The organism is Streptomyces sp. Ag82_O1-12 (assembly GCF_900182715.1).
Lineage (GTDB): Bacteria > Actinomycetota > Actinomycetes > Streptomycetales > Streptomycetaceae > Streptomyces > Streptomyces massasporeus.
On sequence record NZ_FXUW01000001.1, the window covers coordinates 6,807,653 to 6,824,629 of the forward strand.

Here is a 16,977-nt window from a genome sequence, read left to right on the forward strand (position 1 = left end):
CCCACCTCTCCGGCCCGCCCGTGGGCCGTGGAAAGTTTCGACCAGCGCTGCCCACGGCGGTCACGAGCTCCGGCCGGGCAGAAAGCGCTTCCTACTGTAGGTGCGGCGCAGGACGGCGGGAAGGGAAAGTGAATTCACCGCCTCGCGCCGGTCAAAACTTTCGCAACCCCGAACAGTCCCTCAGCCGGGTGTGCAGGTCAGTCGAAACCCGGTGAAGTCCGCCGTGAACGCCGCGTCCACGAGGTCCCGGGCATGGATCCCCGCCATCGCCCCGGTGAACCGCAGCCGGGAGCCGTGGTCGTCGGACAGCCGGCTGAAGTCCAGCGCCGGCCCGACCGCCGTGCGCACCCCCGCGCGCACGTACCAGAAGCGGGCGTCGGCCCCCTCGACCGTCACCCCCAGTGTCACGGGCCTCTCCACCGGTATGTCGACGTCGACGACGGCGACCTGCCGCATGCCGTCCTCGTCGCGTTCGGCCAGGCTGAGTACCGTACGCCCGCCCGCGGTGCCTCCCCACTGCTGTCCGCGCTGCGGCTCACCCTCCGGCTCCGCCCACGTCAGGTCCAGGGCGAGATACGCTTCCGGGTTGTACCAGAGCAGCAGCCCGGCCGCCTGCGTGAAGGTGACCGGCCGTGCCTCCACGGTGACTTCGGCCTCCGCGCGGTGCTCGGTCACGCGCTGGGCCAGCAGGCCGGACGCCCAGCGGGACTCCGGCCCGTGCCGGCCGCGCAGCCGGATCCACCCGGGGCGGGCCGTCGTGTCGGCCCAGGACGGGTCCGGCGGCTCACGCAGGGAGCTCCACGGCCAGGAGAGATCCTCCGGCTGTGTGACCGGTGGCAGCGGGTGCGGGTGCGGGTGCGGGTGCGGGTGCGGATGCGGATGCGGATGCGGGTGGGCATCCGGGTGCCGATGCGTCGGTACGTCGACCTCGGCCTCGGGGTGCCACCCGCCCTGCCGCAGCCGGGGCCAGCCCTCCGCGTCCCAGACCACCGCCTGGATCGCGGTCTCCCGGCCCAGCGTGCAGCGCCGGCCCTGCGGCGTGCGCAGCGGACGGGCGGTCAGATGACTGAGCAGCCACTGCCCTTCGGGTGTCTCCACCAGCTCGCCGTGCCCGGCCTTCTGCAACGGCACCGCCGGATCGTCCCGGGTCGTCAGCAGCGGCCGCTCGTCGAGTTCGTACGGCCCCGTCAGCTCCCTGGCGCGAGCCACCCGCACCCCGTGCTCCCAGCCCGTGCCGCCCTCCGCGAGCACCAGGTAGTACCAGCCGTCCCGCCGCAGCAGTTTCGGCCCCTCGATCAGCCGGTCGTGCCGGAGCAACAGGCGTGTGTCACCGACGGGTTCCAGCGTGTCCCGGTCCAGCTCCGTCAAGACGATCCCCGCGAACCGCTCACCCCCGGGCCGGTGGTCGTTCTGCAGGTTCAGCAGCCACAGCCGGCCGTCCTCGTGGAAGAGGGCCGGGTCGAACCCGTGGCTCGCCACCCGGCGCGGAGCGCTCCACCCGCCCTCAACGGAGGCAGCCGTCGCGACATACGTGTCGAGGTCGAAGTACGGCGTGCCCACCGAGCGCACGACGGTGTACGTCACCCAGAACCGTTCCCCGTCCCAGCTCAGCGACGGAGCCCAGATGCCGCCCGAGTCGGGCACCCCGGCCAGCGAGTTCCCGGGTGCCGCCCCCCGGACGTGGCCCGCGTACTCCCAGTGGGCCAGGTCCCGGGAGCGGTGCAGCGGGATCGTGGGGAACCACTCGAAGGAACTGGTCGCCAGGTAGTACCAGTCACCGACCCGGACCAGCGACGGGTCGGGCGCGAAGCCGCGGAGGACGGGGTTGAACAGGACGGTCACGCGAGGGCTCCCGGAGCATCGGTCGCCCTGGGGGCCGCGGGGAGTCAGGGTCACCTGCGGCCCCCAGGAGTCAGGGGGTACGACGAAGGAGGGTCACGAGGGCGCCGAGCGTCACTTGAGGGCGCCGAGCGTCACGCCGGTCCGCCAGTAGCGGCGCATCGCGACCATCATGATCGCCATCGGGACGATGGACAGCAGCGCACCGGTCAGCACCAGGCCCGTCAGGTCGATGCCGGACTCCAGCCGTGTGCCGGTCCAGTTGTAGAGGCCGAGGTTGAGCGTCCAGTTCTCCTTGCCGCGCAGCACCGTCAGCGGCAGGAAGAAGGCGTTCCAGGTGTTCACGAAGGCCAGCAGGAACACCGTCGCGCCCCCGGTCGTCATCATTCGCAGCACGATGCTGAAGAAGATCCGCAGTTCGCCGGCGCCGTCGATCCGCGCCGCCTCCAGCAGCTCGTAGGGGATCGTCGCCTCGGTGTACACCTTGGCCAGGTACACGCTGAACGGGTTGATCAGGCAGGGGATCAGCATCGCCCACGGCGTGTCCACCATGCCGATCGCGGAAAACAGCAGATACAGCGGCAGCGTCAGCAACGCGATCGGGATCAGGAACGAGCCCACGACACACGCGAAGATCGCGTTACGGCCGGGGAAGTCGAACCGGGCCAGTCCGTAACCGGTTGCGAGCGCGATCAGCGTCCCGCCCAGGGAGCCGACGCCCGCGTACAGGAACGAGTTGGCCGTCCACCGCAGGAAGATGCCGTCCTGATATGTGAACACTTGATGCAGGTTGTCCCAGAGATGCCAGCCCGAGAACCACAGGCCGTTGCTCTGGTACAGCGCCGTACGGTCCTTCGTCGCCGCGACGATCAGCCACCACACCGGGAACAGGCTGTAGGCACTCGCCAGCACCAGCCCGACCAGGAGGAAGCGCTGACCACCCCGACCGCGGGAGGCGGGGTCCGGCTGGGACAGGCGCCGGACGCCACGGACTTCGGGCCGCTCCGTGGTCTGCTCGGTCAGCGCCATCAGTCGGCCTCCTTCGAGGTGAGCCGGTAGAAGAGGAAGGAGGCGATGCCCAGGATCAGGGCGAGCAGCACCGACAGGGCGGCCGCGTAGTTGTAGTTGCCGGCGTTGAACGCCTGGTTGTAGATGATCATGATCGGGGTGAAGCTGTCGCTGACCGTCTGAGGCGTGATGTTTCTGAACAGCGCCGGCTCGTTGAAGATCTGCAGCATCTGGATGATCGACAGCAGACCCGTCAGAACCAGCGCCCCGCGCACGAACGGGATCTTGATGCTGCGCGCGATCCGCAGCTCGGAGGCGCCGTCCAGCCGGGCCGCCTCGAACAGCTCCCGGGGCACACCCTGCAACGCCGAGTAGATGATCACCATGTTGTAGCCGATGCCGTGCCAGGTCAGCAGGTTGCCGATGGACGGCCACACCATCGACGGCGCGAAGAAGTTCCAGTCGAGGCCGAGGGCCTTGCCGATCGCGGTGAGCGGGCCGACATCGGGGCTGTAGAGATTGACCCACACGATCGCCGCGACCACGCCCGGGATCATGTACGGCACCAGCAGCACGATCCGGAACCTGCCCGCCACCCGGGACGTCAGCGCGTCCAGGAACAGCGCCAGCAACAGGCTGATCAGCAACATCAGCGGGATCTGGACACAGGCGAAGAGCACCACCCGCAGGATGGAGTTCATGAACGCCGAGTCCGTCAGCCCCTGGCCGTAGTTGTCGAGCCCGACGAACTCCGTCGTCGCACCGCCGAGGCCCAGCCCGGACTGCCTCTCCGTGAACAGCGACTCGTAGACGGCGTAGCCGATCGGGAGCAGATACAGAAAGACGAAGCCGAGCTGGAAGGGCACCGTGAAGGCGGCGCCCTTCCAGCGCATGGAGCGAATCATCGAATGCCTCAGCCCTTGACGCTGATACCGCGGGACTTCAGGTCCTTGACCGTCCACTCCTGCATGTGCGCGAGCAGGTCGGTGACCTTCTCCTGCTTGTTGACGACCTTGGCCCAGCCCGCCTGCAACTCCGTGAACATCGCGGTCCAGTTCGGTCCGAAGGTCCAGTCCGTGGTCACCGTCCCCAGGCTGTCCGTCACGACCTTCTGCGCCGGCTCGTAGTTCTTCCCGAGCAGCTTCTGCGAGATCGACTCACCGACGTAGGAACCGCTGTCCTTCAGCGCCGGCATCACGCCGTTGCCCGTCTCCGGGCTCGCCATCGTCTTGACCGCGTCCTGGTTCGTCGACATCCACAGCGCCGCCTGAGCCGCCTGCTTCTGGTCCGTGCACTGCTTGGTCACCAGCGTCACGCTGCCGGTCAGGTTCGTGCCGGCCGGCGTCTTCGCCGCCTCGCCCCGGTAGGTCGGCCAGGGCGCCAGCGCCCAGTCGCCGAAGGACTTGGTGAAGTTCTGCACCATGCCCGCCATCTGCCAGGTGGAGATCTGCCGGGTCGCGGTGGCACCGCTGTCGTAACTGCGCTGCACGGCCGCGTAGTCGGCGAAGGACAGCTTGGCGTTCAGATCGTTGTCGATGATCTCCTGGATCACCTTCGCGGCCTTCAGGGTGCCCGCGTCCTGGAAGTCCACCTTCCAGGCGTTGCCGTCGATCGCGTACCAGTGCGCCCCGGCCTGCATCGCGAGCACCTCCAGGGTGCTCGGGTCCTCACCGGCGTAGTTGGTGATCTTGATGTTGTGCTCCTTCAGCACCTTGCCCGCCGCGATGAAGTCGTCCCAGGTCGCCGGCGCCTTCAGGCCGTACTTCTCGAAGATGTCCGTGCGATAGATCGTGAACTGGGGCGCCGAGCTGGTGGGCACGCCATAGAGCTTGCCCTGCACCTGCGCGCTCGCCCAGGCGCCGGTGTTGAACTCGCCCTTCTCGCCCTGGACGTACTGCGTGATGTCGGCGAGTGCGCCCTGCGACACCCAGCTCGTCACGTACTCGGCGGTGTTCTGCACCAGACAGGGGGCGTTGCCGGCCTTCACCGCGTTGGTCAGTTGCTTCTGCATGGTCAGCTGGTCGGTGACCTTCGTGTACTTCAGCTGGACGTCCTTGTGCGAGGCGTTGAACGCCTTGACGACCGCCTCCTGGCCGTTGGCCCAGCCCCAGAAGGGGAGCGTGACCGGGCCGGACTTCGACGCGGCGTCGTCGCCCGAGCCGGATCCGCCGCAGGCGGAGAGCAGACCTGTCAGCGCGATACCCGCGACAGCGGCGGAGGCGAACCTTCTCCGGGGGCTGGTGAAGTTCATCTGACCGTGATCCTTCGGAATAGGGCGTTCTCGAAACGACTCGGGACGAGAGGCGGGGGCGGCTCGGGATGCCGGCCAGGAACGACGGCCGGGAGAACGTCGGCTCGTCTTCCGGGGGTTGGCCAAGCGGAAGTTGTAGTAAGCGGTTGCTGGGACCGTAGGCGGAGGGGTCTGTTCATAGCAAGAGGTGCGCGGCAATTTGTTACGGCGGATGGTCCGGCGGGTCAACGCCTGGGTGCACGCAGAGCGGTGCGGCCGTGGGTGTAGATTTCGGCAGGTCAGAGGGTTTCCGGGCACGTCGCGCCGAGGATCGGCGGGTAGGGCGACGGGGCCTCGGGGCGGGCCGTAAAGCCTGCGGAAACCGGTTACGTAACGCACTCCTCGTCGTGGTCGACCGAATGGGTGCGCACGGCCGACCGTATGGCGCGGACGGCCGACCGTACGGCGCGGGCGGCCAACCGCGCGGGGCGGGCTGGGTGGTCAACCGTGTGGGGCGGGGGTGGGTGTGCAACCGCGCGGGACGAGGCGAGCGGCCAACCGCGCGGGACGAGGCGAGCGGCCAACCGCGCGGGGCGGGCCGGGTGGCTGATCGTGTGGGTCGGGGGTGGGTGGCTAACCGCGTGGCGCCGGAGGCTGGACCGAGTTGCGCACCACGACATGGGTGCCCAGCACCAGATGGTCGCCGTCGGCGCTCCTGCGGCGGCCCGCACCGCCCTCGCGCCGGTCGGCCACGGCGCGCAGCGCGACCCGGCCCATCTCCTCGTACGGCACGTGCACGGTGGTGAGTTGGGGCGTGAGCTGCGAGGCCAGCGGGATGTCGTCGTAGCCGACGATCGACACGTCCTCGGGCACCCGCAGGCCCGCCGCGCGCAGTGCCTGCATGGCTCCCGCGGCGACCACGTCAGTCCCGGCGAGCACCGCGGTGAAGTCCGGCGTCTCGTGGAGTGCCGCCTCGACGGCCTCGTAGCCGTGTTCGTAGTCGTACCGGCCGTGCCGCACCAGCCCCGGGTCGAACGGCACCCCGTACGCATCGAAAGCGCGCCGGGCGCCCCGCAACCTTGCCTGGGCGGTGGTCAGTTCAGCGTGACCCGGCAGGACGAGAACCCGGCGGTGGCCGGCCGAGAGCAGGTGGCTGGCCATTGCGTAGGCGCCGCCCTCGTTGTCGTAGTCCACGGTCGTCGCCGGGACGTCGCCCTCCAGTGGGGGCCTGCCCACCAGGACCAGGTGCGAGCCGGCCGCGTCGAGGGAACGGGCGAATCGGGCCATGCGCAGCTGGTACTCGTCGTAGTCGTAGGCGCCGCCGAGCAGGATCACTGCGGCGACACCCTGCTGGCGCATGAGGTTCACCAGCGCCAGTTCCCGCTCGGGGTCGTCGCCGGTCGTGCCGACCAGGGAGAGCCAGCCGCGCAGGGTGGCGGCGCCCTCGACGCCCTTCGCTACATGGGCGAAGGCCGCGCCGGTGATGTTGTTGATCAGGATCGCCACCGTCGGTGTGCCGCCGCCGGCCAGCGAACGGGCATGGGCGTTGGTGACGTAGTCCAGGTCCCGGACCACCTTCATCACCCGGCGGCGCAGTTCCTCCGATACCGGGTAGTTGCCGGACAGCACCCGCGAGACGCTGGCCACGGAGACGCCCGCGCGCTCCGCGACATCACGGATGGTCGCCCGGCCGGCGTCACTCGTCGTCGCTTTGCGCTGACTCACCCTTGCTGCTCCTTCATGTAGTGACCCGGTCCGCTGCGCTCCGCCGCGGTCGGTTGGTGCGGCCCGGCCGGGGCGGGCCGGGGTGGTGCGGCCGGGGGGCGGGTCTAGGCCGCTGGCCTCGGTGCGACGGCCGTGGTGCCTCGGGCCTCGGTCCGTGGCGCCCCGGTCCGTGGCGCGTGAGCTCGAGGTGGTCCGGCGTGCCTCGCCCCGGCGTGTTCCGGCCCGTTGCCACCAGGGCGGCATCGACTTCGCTCCCCGGCCTGAACGCCCCCGGCCCGTGGAGCCCATGGGTCCGTTCGAGCCCGGGGACTCGTTCGAGCCCGAGGACCCGCACGAGCCCAAGGACCCGCACGAGCCAAGGACCTTCACGAGCTCAGGGACCGTACGAGCCCATGGACCCGATCGAGCCGATCGCTCCGGGCCGTCGAGGCCGCCGGTACGGAAACCGTATCCCATCGTTAAGCCAGGCTGGAGGCCCTGTGGACAACCGTGCGAAGCGCCTGTGGACAACAGCACAAAGGGCCTGTCAGCAACCGCTGGGAGGGCCTGTGAGCAACGGGCTTCACGGCCCGCCGCCCGTTGTCACGCCACCCGGGCCAGATCCGCGCGCCGCACCTCGTGGAGCGGTGGCACGCCCGCCGCCAGGCGCTCCAGTTCCTCGACGACGATGCGCCCGAGCCGCTCCAGTTCGTTGCCGAGCGAGCCGGCGATGTGCGGGGTGAGGAACACGTTGGGCAGGTTGTACAGCGGCGATCCGGCGGGCAGCGGCTCCGGGTCGGTGACGTCCAGCACCGCGTTCAGCCGGCCGGACACGAGCTCGTCGGTGAGTGCCGCGTGGTCGACGAGTGCGCCGCGGGCGGTGTTGACGAGCACGCCGCCGTCCCGGACCAGGGCGAGTCTTTCACGGTCGAGCATGTGATGGGTGGCGGGGATGTCGGGGGCGTGCAGGCTCACGATGTCGCTGTGTCTGAGCAGGTCCTCCAGCGACAGCGACTCAACCCCGAGGGCGGCTGCCTCTGCGGGGCTCACGTAGGGGTCGTGCAGCAGGACGGTGAGGTCGAACGGCCGCAGCAGCTCCAACAGCCGACGGCCCACCCGCGAGGCGCCGATGACACCCACGCGACGGCCGAGGTTGCCGGTCGCCGCCGTGTCGGCGGGGCCGGGGTAGGTGTGGGTCCGGCGGAAGCGCTCGCGGTGGTCGAAGGTGTCCTTGCCCAGCAGAAGGATCATCGCGAGCGTGTACTCGGCGACCGGCAGGGCGTTGCCCGTCACCGCGCTGGACACCTTGACCCCGCGGTCCCACAGGGCCTCGCCGACCAGGGATCGGACGGAGCCGGCCGCATGCAGCACGGCGCCGAGCTTCGGGGCGGCAGTGAGGACCCGGGCGTCCAGATGAGGGCAGCCCCAGCCGGTGATCAGCACGTCGGCCGGGGCCAGGGCAGCGGCGTCGGCCGGGTCGGTGAAGTCCCGCACCACCAGCCCGGGATCGATGTCGGCCGTGCGCCGCAGCCGCTCCATCAGCGGCGGAGGGAAGAGCAGCGGGAGGTGCACCGGATCCATCGCGAACACGGCCCGCGGCAGCTGAGGGCTGGGCATGACTCTCCTGGAGCAAGGGGATAGAAACGTTTTCAGAAAGCGCCTTCTACCGTAGATCCGTCGGGAAGTGGTGGTCAATCGCCCGACCGGAGTGAGCTTTGACGGTGCCGGGGCGCGGCTGCTCCGATGCCGTGGCGGCGGCACGCACGCAAGTTCAGGAAATCGGTTACTGCTGTTTCGGTGGCGAAGGGTCAGCCCCGGGTGGGCCGTCATCGGGGCTACGCAGGGACAAAGACGCTCAGAGCAACCGGTTCCCGGCAGCAGACTTTTCGAAAACCCGCCCAGGCTCTTGACGCGCCATCCTGGCCGGAAGAAGCTCTGCCCCACGCACAACAACCGGTTGCTAAACGCCCCTCTCCGGTCGGCGTTCCGACTGCTGACCGGTATTTCGAACAGTTAGAGCAGGAGGTGGTGCGTTCATGCACCCACGTGCCGGTGCTGCCCTGAGCCGCCGCCGATTCCTCGCCCTCTCGGCAGCCGGTGCCGCGACCGGAGCGGCGTCGCTGGGCGGCTGCGCGATGCGCGTCTCCAGCGGTGTCCATGGTGGCCGCGAGACCGTCACGGTGATGGCCAAGCCCGACGACATCTCCCCGGAGCTGATCCGGCAGGCCCAGAAGGACATCGGGGTCGAGATCGTCACGGTGCGGTACGACATCACCAAGCTCATCGGCATGATGACCAACGGCGCCTCACCCGACCTGGTGCGCGGCGTCGGCGCCACCGACGCGCCCTACTTCGCGGCCCGCGACGTGATGGAGGACCTCGACCCGTATTTCGCCCGGAGCACCGTCCTCGAGTCCGGAGACCTCGACCCCGTCAACGACCTGTGGCGTTACGACGGCCGTACCCAGGGCAAGGGCCCCCGCTACGGCATGGCGAAGGACTTCTCCCAGGACTCCATGTTCTGGTACAACACCGCCCTCTTCGACAGGGCGGGCGTCGACTACCCGCCGGAGACCGAGCCGGTCACCTACGAGGAGTGGCTGGAGAACGCCGAGCGGCTCACCCGGCGCAAGAACGGCCAGACGATCGTCTTCGGCGGCAGTTACCAGGGTGTGCTGACCCCCAACCTGCTCGCGAGCCTGACGGCGTCCGCCGGAGGCAGTCTCTTCACCGACGACTTCTCCCGGATCGACTTCACCACCCCGGAGGCCCGCAAGGCCCTGACCTGGTACGTCGAGTACGGCCGGAGCAGGGTCGGGCCGAGCATCGTCCAGCCCGACCCCAACGCCTGGGACGGCCCGACCTACCAGGCGAACCGGATGGCCATGTCCAACTCGGGCTACTGGCTCGGAGGTCTGATCAACACCGACACGAAGCTGGCGCCCCTCTCGCGCCTCGCCCCGGCCCCGCTCTTCGCCGGTGGCCGGCGGGTCAGCCCCTGCCAGGCCGGCACCGGGTTCTGGATGCCGAAGAAGGCGAAGAACAAGGACGCCGCGTGGCGGGTCTTCGAGTGGTTCTTCGGTGAGGGGCCGGCCAGGGCCCGCGCCGCCGGCGGCTGGGGCATCCCCACCCTGAAGTCCCTGCGCCCGCTGATGCCCGCCCAGGAGGACTACCAGAAGCGGGTGCTCAAGGTGCAGGACGCCGAGCTGAAGCACTTCTCGGTGATCGCCTTCACGCCCTATGCCTCGGCGGACTCGCTCTACGCCCTCTTCAACCAGGAGGCACCGGCCGCGCTGAACGGCCACCTGTCCGTCGACGCCCTCGCGGGCCGCCTGAACTCGGTCGTGAACGCGCAGCTGAAGCGCGGTAAGGAGCAGGTGGGATGACGGTCGGCCAGATACGCCTCACGGGAAGACCCGGTCCGGCCGCGAGCACCGACCGCGAGACATCGGCCGAGCGGCCCCGGATGTCCGTGACCGGTCGCAGGCATCGCGCTTTCTACCTGTTCACCGCGCCCTGGATCATCGGTTTCCTGCTGCTGACCGTCGTGCCGATGGCGTACGCGCTGTGGCTGAGCTTCACCACGTACGACGGCATCTCGCCGCACTGGCGGTACGTCGGCCTCGGCAACTACAGCGAGCTGTTCTCCGATCCGCAGACCTGGAAGTCCCTGGGCCGAACGGGCCTGTTCGCGGTCACCTCGGTGCCGTTGTCGATCATCGCGGGGCTCGGGCTGGCCGTCCTGGTCAACCGGCCGATCAAGGCGCGCGGACTGTTCCGCACCCTGCTCTACCTGCCGGCCGTGGTGCCGCCGGTCGGTGCCGGCCTCACCTTCAAGGCGCTCTTCGACCAGAACTCCGGTGCCGCGAACGGCGCCCTCACCCTCTTCGGCTTCGACGCGCTCGGCTGGCTCGCCGATCCCTACGCCCGTTACGTGCTGCTGATGAGCGTGCTGTGGGCCGCGGGAAACATCATGATCATCTCGCTGGCCGGGCTCCAGGACGTGCCCCGCGAACTGTACGAGGCCGCCCGGATCGACGGAGCGAGAGCCTGGCGGACGTTCCGCAGCATCACCGTGCCGCTGCTGTCGCCGGTGCTGCTCTTCCAGACCGTCACCGGTGTGATCGCGTCCGTGCAGACCATCATGCCGCTGCTGCTGACCCCGGACGGCACGACCGCGGGCGTCACCGCGCTGCCGCAGTCCAACTACCTCTACATGATGCACGTCTTCTCGCAGTACTTCGCGCTCGGCCGCTACGGCTACGCGTCCGCACTGCTGTGGGTGCTCTTCGTCCTGATCCTCATCGCCACCGGACTCCTCTTCAGGTTCACGTCCGGCGTGGTGTTCTACACCGTCGACCCGGAGGCGAAGAAGTGACCGCCACCAGTGTGACCCCCGAGCCCGAGCCCCGGGTGCGGATACGCGCCAACCGTCTGGTCCTCTACACGGTCCTCGTCGCCGTCACCGGCCTGTTCATCGGCCCGTTCGGCTGGCTGCTGCTCAGCGGCCTGAAGACCCCGGCGGAACTGGCGGCCTCACCCGTGCACTGGCTGCCCACCCACGTCCAGTGGCACAACTTCGCGGACGCCTTCAACCTGATCGACTTCCTCGGCTACGCCCGCAACTCCCTGATCATCGCTCTCATCTACGCCACCCTCGTCACCCTCAGCTCCGCCTGGGTGGGCTTCGGCTTCGCCCGGCTGGAGGCCCCCGGAAAAAGGACGCTTTTCGGCATCCTCATCGGCTCGATGATGCTGCCGCAGATGATCACGCTGCTGCCGACCTACCTGATCTTCGCCAAGCTCGGCATGGTCGACACCTACTGGCCGTGGGTGCTGTGGGGCCTGGCCGCCACCCCCTATCTGGTCTTCCTCTTCCGCCAGTTCTTCGCCGGACTGCCCCGGGAGCTGGAGGAGGCGGCGATCGTCGACGGCTGCGGCTACGGCACGATCTTCTGGCGGATCTTCCTGCCGCAGTCCTGGCCGGTGCTGTCCGCGAGCTTCGTGATCGCCTTCACCTGGTCCTGGGGCGACTACATCGCCCCCCAGCTGCTGCTCTCCACCGACCGGTCCACCCTCGCGGTGGCGGTCATGTCCACCTACGTCACCTCCGCGGGCACCCCGGTGGCCAATCTGCAGGCCGCCGCCTCCGTGATGTACGTCGTGCCGATCCTGCTGATCTTCCTGATCGCCCAGCGCGGGTTCGTCGCCGGGATGTCCACCTCCGGCCTCAAGTAGTGCTGCCCTTCCCCCTGTTCGTTTCGCAAGGAGTCGCAGATGTCCCCGTCCCTGTCCCGCCGCAACGCCCTCCAGGCCGCCGGCGCCACCGTCCTCGCCGCCGGGCTCACCCACCTGACGGAGACCGCCGCCCGGGCCGACGAGAGCGCCGTCGCCCCGAAGCTGGTGACCTACCCCCGCCCGTCCGCCATGCCGACCAACACCAGCTTCAAGGTGCGCGTCCGTACCGCGCCCGACGGGGAGTGGCAGACGCTGGACATCTGGCGGCCCCAGCTCGGGGAGATCAACCCGACCACCGGCTCCAGCAAGATCTACAACTCGTCTCTGGCGTACTTCGACTTCCAGGGATCCGTGGAGGTCGAGGTCACCTACCTCAAGGGCGGCACCACCAAGGTCCGGGTGAGACCGGACTCCTACGGCATCAGGGCCGACGTGGGGGGCGACACCCTGCGCTTCACGCTGGACCGGCCGCGCAACGTCGTCGTGCAGATCAACGACGACATCTTCGACTGTCTCCACCTGTTCGCCCGCGCGGTGGAGAAGAAGAGGCCCGCACAGGACGACCCGAACGTCCTCTACTACGGCCCGGGCGTCCACACCACCGCCGACGGATACCTGAACGTCCCCTCGGGCAAGACCGTGTACCTCGACGGCGGCGCCGTCCTCAAGGCGACGGTCGTCTTCCGCGACGTGGAGCACGCCGGGATCGCCGGCCGCGGTGTGCTCGCCGGGACCGCGGCCGGCGGTGCCCTCGTCGAGAGCTCGCGGAACATCTCCATCGGCGCGGTCACCGTGCTCAACCCGAACGGCTACGCCGTCCAGCTCGGCGAGGCCACCGGCGTCACCATCAAGGGTCTCGGCTCCTTCAGCTCCAAGGGCTGGGGCGACGGCATCGACGTCTTCTGCTCCAGCAACGTCGTCATCGACGGGGTCTTCATGCGCAACTCCGACGACTGCATCGCCATCTACACCCACCGCTGGGAGTACTACGGCGACACCAGCAACATCACCGTGCGCAACTCCACCCTCTGGGCGGACGTCGCGCACCCCGTCAACGTCGGGACGCACGGCAACAGCGACAACCCCGAGGTGCTGAAGAACCTCACCTTCAAGAACCTCGACATCTGCGACCACCGCGAGCCCCAGATGGGCTACCAGGGCTGCATCGCCCTCAACCCGGGGGACAGCAATCTCATCAAGAACGTCAAGGTGGACGACGTCCGCGTCGAGGACTTCCGCTGGGGCCAGCTCATCCACATGCGGGTCATGTACAACACGAAGTACAACACCTCGGTCGGGCGCGGCATCCAGGGCGTCTACGTCAAGGACCTCTCCTACACGGGCAAGCCGCTCGCCACCTGCCTGCTGCTCGGTTACGACGCCAAGCACGCCATCAAGGACGTCACGTTCGAAAACCTCGTGGTCAACGGCACGGTCATCGCCGACTCGATGAAGAAGCCGACCTGGTACCTCACCACCGACACCATCCCGATGCACGCCAACGAGCACGTGCTGAACCTGAAGTTCCTCACCACGGCCGAGGCGGCCGCCGCGTCATGAGCACCGACCCCACGCACACGGACCCCGTCAGCACCAGCGCCATGAGACCCACCGCACCGAGCCGCCGCGGCTTCCTCGGAGGTGCGGCCGCCCTGCTGCTGGCATCGGGGACGAGCGGGCTGCTCGTCCCCGGCACCGCCCGCGCCGCCGGCCGGGACACCACCGCACCACGCGCCTTCACACACCCCGGCCTGCTGCACAGCGCCGACGACCTGGCCCGTATGAAGGCCGCCGTCGCCGCCGAGGAAACCCCGATCTACGACGGTTACCTCGCCCTCGCCGCCCACGCGCGCTCGAAGTCGACGTACGCCGTCCAGAACAGCGGCCAGATCACCACCTGGGGCCGCGGCCCCACCAACTTCCAGAACCAGGCCGTCGCCGACTCGGCCGCCGCCTACCAGACCGCGCTGATGTGGTGCGTCACCGGCGAGCGCGCCTACGCCGACACGTCCCGGGACATCCTCAACGCCTGGTCCGCCTCCCTCACCGCCGTCACCGGAGCGGACGGGCCGCTCGGCGCCGGACTCCAGGCCTTCAAGTTCGTCAACGCGGCCGAGCTGCTCCAGTACACCGGTTACGACGGCTGGGCGAAGGAGGACGTCGCCCGCTGCAAGGAATCGTTCCTGCGCGTCTGGTATCCCGCGATCTCCGGCTACATGCTCTACGCCAACGGCAACTGGGACCTGACCTCCGTCCAGTCGATCCTCGCCATCGGCGTGTTCTGCGAGGAGCCCACCCTCTTCGAGGACGCGCTGCGCTTCGCCGCCGCCGGGGCCGGCAACGGCAGTGTTACGCACCGCATCGTCACGGACGCCGGGCAGGGCCAGGAGTCCGGGCGCGACCAGGGCCACGAGCAACTCGCCGTCGGCCTGCTCACGGACGCCGCACAGGTCGCCTGGAACCAGGGCGTGGACCTGTACGCCTTCGGCGGAAACCGGCTGCTGAAAAACGTCGAGTACGCCGCCCGCTACAACCTCGGCGGCGACGTCCCCTTCGTGCCCGACCTGGACCGCACCGGCAAGTACATCAAGACGTCCGTCTCGGCCGTCGGACGGGGAACGCTGCCCCCGGTCTACGAGATGGCGTACGCGCACTACGCAGGCGTGCGCGGGCTCGACGCGCCGTACACCAAGGCGGCCGTCTTCCGCGGCAGCGGCGGGGCCCGCGTCGTGGAGGGCAGCAACGACGACCTGCCCGGCTGGGGCACCCTCACCTTCGCCGGCACGAAAGCCCCGTCGCCGTCCATGCCCACGGCTCCGGCCGGCGTCACGGCGGTCGGCGACGACACGTCCGTCACGCTGGCCTGGTTGCCGTCGGCGTGGGCCGAGTCGTACACCGTCCTGCGGGCCGCCGGCGCGGACGGGCCCTACAAGAAGCTCGCGACCGGCGTCACCGAGGCGACGTACACCGACCGCAGGGCCCGCCCCGGACGCACGTCCTACTACACGGTCGTAGCGGTCAACTCTTACGGACAGAGCGCCAGTTCCGCTTGGGCGGCCGCGGCCCCCGGGCTCCCGGGCCCCTGGTCCACCCGGGACGTCGGCGACGTGAAGATCCCCGGCTCGGCCCTTTTCGACGGGGAGCGGTTCGTGCTGGAGGCGTCGGGCACCGCCGGCACCCAGCGGCTGGCCCATCTGCCGCTGCGCGGCGACGGCACGGTCACGGCCCGGATCGTGTGGCCGCTCAGCTCCCAATACTCCAAGATCGGCGTCACCGTGCGGGCCGCCCTGAGCGCGGACGCCGCCCACGCGGCCATGCTGATCCAGGGCCTGCCGCTGCACACCTGGAGCGGTGTGTGGAGCGTACGGGCGAGGACCGGGGGAGCGCTCCGGGGCACCGGCAGCACACCCGTGCCGCCGTCGCAGCAGCAGACCCTCACCACCGGCGCCGCCTTCCCGATCTCCTCCCTGGGCGACCTCCCCGAATCGGCGACCCCGCTTCAGGCCCCGTACGTCGAGGGCGCGGGCGACGGCTACCGGCTGCGCATGCCCTACTGGGTCCGGGTGACCCGCCGGGGCGACCGCTGCACCGGGGCCATCTCCCCGGACGGCGTCCACTGGACCGAAGTCGGCACCAGCGAGGTCGCGTTGGGAAGGTCGGCCTACGTCGGTCTCACCCTCACCTCCTGCCTCGGCGTCGACGAGGAGTACGCCGAGACCGGCACCGGCGCCTTCGACAACGTCAGCGTCACCTCCCTCTCGGGTGCTGAGATCTGGTCCGTCCCACGCCCGGCCCGGGTCGCGGCCGACCTCCGGGCCGCCCGGGGCGCCGACGCCGTCGAACTGGCCTGGACCGACCCGGACCTCTCGGCCCGCTACACGGTGCTGCGCTCCACCTCCGCGAAGGGGCCGTTCGAAACCCTCGCGACCGGCATCGGCCCCGTGGGCTTCGGCGCCCGCATCCGCTACGCCGACGCGACCGGCAGGCCCGGCACGACGTATCACTACACGGTGGCGAAGACGAACCGTGCCGGACGCGGCCCGCTGTCGGCTCCGGCGAAGGCGGCCATGCCGACACCTGGCACGCCGCAACTCACCTCAGCCACCGTGGCGTTCGGGAACAAGGGCGCTCCCTTCAGGCACCTTCTGCGCGCCACTCACCAGCCCGCCCGCTTCACCGCGAAGGGGCTGCCCGACGGACTGCGCCTCGACCGGCGCACCGGCCTGATCTCCGGATCTCCCACCCGCACCGGCGAGTTCACCGTCACCACCACCGCGGGCAACGCCGCCGGAGAGGCGACCGCCACGCTCACCCTCATGGTCGGCACCCCGCCGCCCGCGCCCTGGAGCCACGGCGACCTGGGCGACGTCATCCTCGACGACCGCGTCTGCGGCACCCTCGGCGTGGTCGCCGTCCGGACTCCCGGCAGCACCGCCCACGAGGACGGGACGTTCGTGGTGCGGGGCGCCGGGACCGACCTCACCGTCAACAACCAGGGCATGACGGGCCAGTTCGTGCGACGGCTCGTGAGCGGCGACCGCGAGGTCACCGCCCGCCTGGTCTCGCGCGCCGGAGCCACCGGCGACCGGGTCGGCCTGCTCATGGCCAAGTCCCTGTCGCCGTTCGACCAGGCGGCCGGGGCGATCGTCACCGGCGGCACGAGCGCCCAGCTGATGCTGCGCCCGACCGTCGCCGGAAAGTCCACCTTCACGGGCAACGCGGCGGTCACCGCCCCCTGCCTGCTGCGGCTGAAGCGCACCGGGACGCACTTCACCGCATCCGCCTCGACCGACGACGGCGTCACCTGGACCCCCCTCGCCGAGGGAGACCTCCCCGGCTTTGGTGACGCCCCCTACTACGTGGGCCTCGTGGTCTGCTCCCGCGACCCCCTGGCCCGCAGCACCACCGAGTTCGACGAGGTGAGCATCACCCCCGTGTAGTCCTCCACCGATGGGAGA

General features: G+C 69.7%; 11 protein-coding genes. 5 read left to right on the forward strand and 6 right to left on the reverse strand.

Annotation, left to right across the window (positions count from 1 at the left end; genetic code table 11):
- Window positions 1-180 precede the first annotated feature (180 nt).
- The 6 genes from QOL88_RS31090 to QOL88_RS31115 form a co-directional block, all read right to left on the reverse strand.
- Window positions 181-1,842 carry a glycoside hydrolase family 43 protein gene (locus QOL88_RS31090; protein WP_097221593.1) on the reverse strand — a complete coding sequence of 554 codons (1,662 nt, stop codon included), beginning with the start codon at window positions 1,840-1,842 and terminating at the stop codon, window positions 181-183.
- Between the two features lie 111 nt (window positions 1,843-1,953).
- Window positions 1,954-2,868 (reverse strand): carbohydrate ABC transporter permease, encoded by a 915-nt coding sequence (locus tag QOL88_RS31095; protein WP_097221594.1) that lies wholly within the window; start codon window positions 2,866-2,868, stop codon window positions 1,954-1,956.
- The gene (locus tag QOL88_RS31100; RefSeq protein WP_097221595.1) at window positions 2,868-3,752 is read right to left on the reverse strand and encodes a carbohydrate ABC transporter permease; all 885 of its coding nucleotides are present in this window, start codon (window positions 3,750-3,752) and stop codon (window positions 2,868-2,870) included. Before QOL88_RS31100 ends, QOL88_RS31095 begins: the two co-directional genes overlap by 1 nt.
- A gap of 8 nt (window positions 3,753-3,760) precedes the next feature.
- Complete coding sequence (locus QOL88_RS31105) at window positions 3,761-5,098, reverse strand: ABC transporter substrate-binding protein (RefSeq protein ID WP_097221596.1); 1,338 nt, start codon at window positions 5,096-5,098, stop codon at window positions 3,761-3,763.
- Between the two features lie 612 nt (window positions 5,099-5,710).
- On the reverse strand, window positions 5,711-6,802 hold the full coding sequence (locus QOL88_RS31110) for a LacI family DNA-binding transcriptional regulator (RefSeq protein WP_097221597.1): 1,092 nt from the start codon (window positions 6,800-6,802) through the stop codon (window positions 5,711-5,713).
- A gap of 582 nt (window positions 6,803-7,384) precedes the next feature.
- Window positions 7,385-8,398, reverse strand: a complete 1,014-nt coding sequence (locus QOL88_RS31115; RefSeq protein WP_179879011.1) for a hydroxyacid dehydrogenase — start codon at window positions 8,396-8,398, stop codon at window positions 7,385-7,387.
- Between the two features lie 419 nt (window positions 8,399-8,817).
- On the opposite strand from QOL88_RS31115, the gene QOL88_RS31120 reads away from it, so the two are divergent.
- Genes QOL88_RS31120 through QOL88_RS31140 form a run of 5 tightly spaced genes read left to right on the forward strand, consistent with a single transcriptional unit; the run spans window position 8,818 to window position 16,959 of the window.
- A complete protein-coding gene (locus QOL88_RS31120; RefSeq protein WP_097221598.1) occupies window positions 8,818-10,167 on the forward strand; it encodes an extracellular solute-binding protein in 1,350 nt (449 codons plus the stop codon).
- Window positions 10,164-11,159, forward strand: coding sequence for a carbohydrate ABC transporter permease (locus QOL88_RS31125; protein ID WP_097221599.1), 996 nt, complete (start codon window positions 10,164-10,166; stop codon window positions 11,157-11,159). Before QOL88_RS31120 ends, QOL88_RS31125 begins: the two co-directional genes overlap by 4 nt.
- A complete protein-coding gene (locus QOL88_RS31130; protein WP_097221600.1) occupies window positions 11,156-12,019 on the forward strand; it encodes a carbohydrate ABC transporter permease in 864 nt (287 codons plus the stop codon). Before QOL88_RS31125 ends, QOL88_RS31130 begins: the two co-directional genes overlap by 4 nt.
- Before the next feature lie 39 nt (window positions 12,020-12,058).
- Window positions 12,059-13,579 carry a glycosyl hydrolase family 28 protein gene (locus QOL88_RS31135; RefSeq protein WP_097221601.1) on the forward strand — a complete coding sequence of 507 codons (1,521 nt, stop codon included), beginning with the start codon at window positions 12,059-12,061 and terminating at the stop codon, window positions 13,577-13,579.
- A 41-nt stretch (window positions 13,580-13,620) separates the two neighbouring features.
- Window positions 13,621-16,959 carry an alginate lyase family protein gene (locus tag QOL88_RS31140; RefSeq protein WP_097223255.1) on the forward strand — a complete coding sequence of 1,113 codons (3,339 nt, stop codon included), beginning with the start codon at window positions 13,621-13,623 and terminating at the stop codon, window positions 16,957-16,959.
- The last annotated feature ends 18 nt before the right edge of the window (window positions 16,960-16,977 follow it).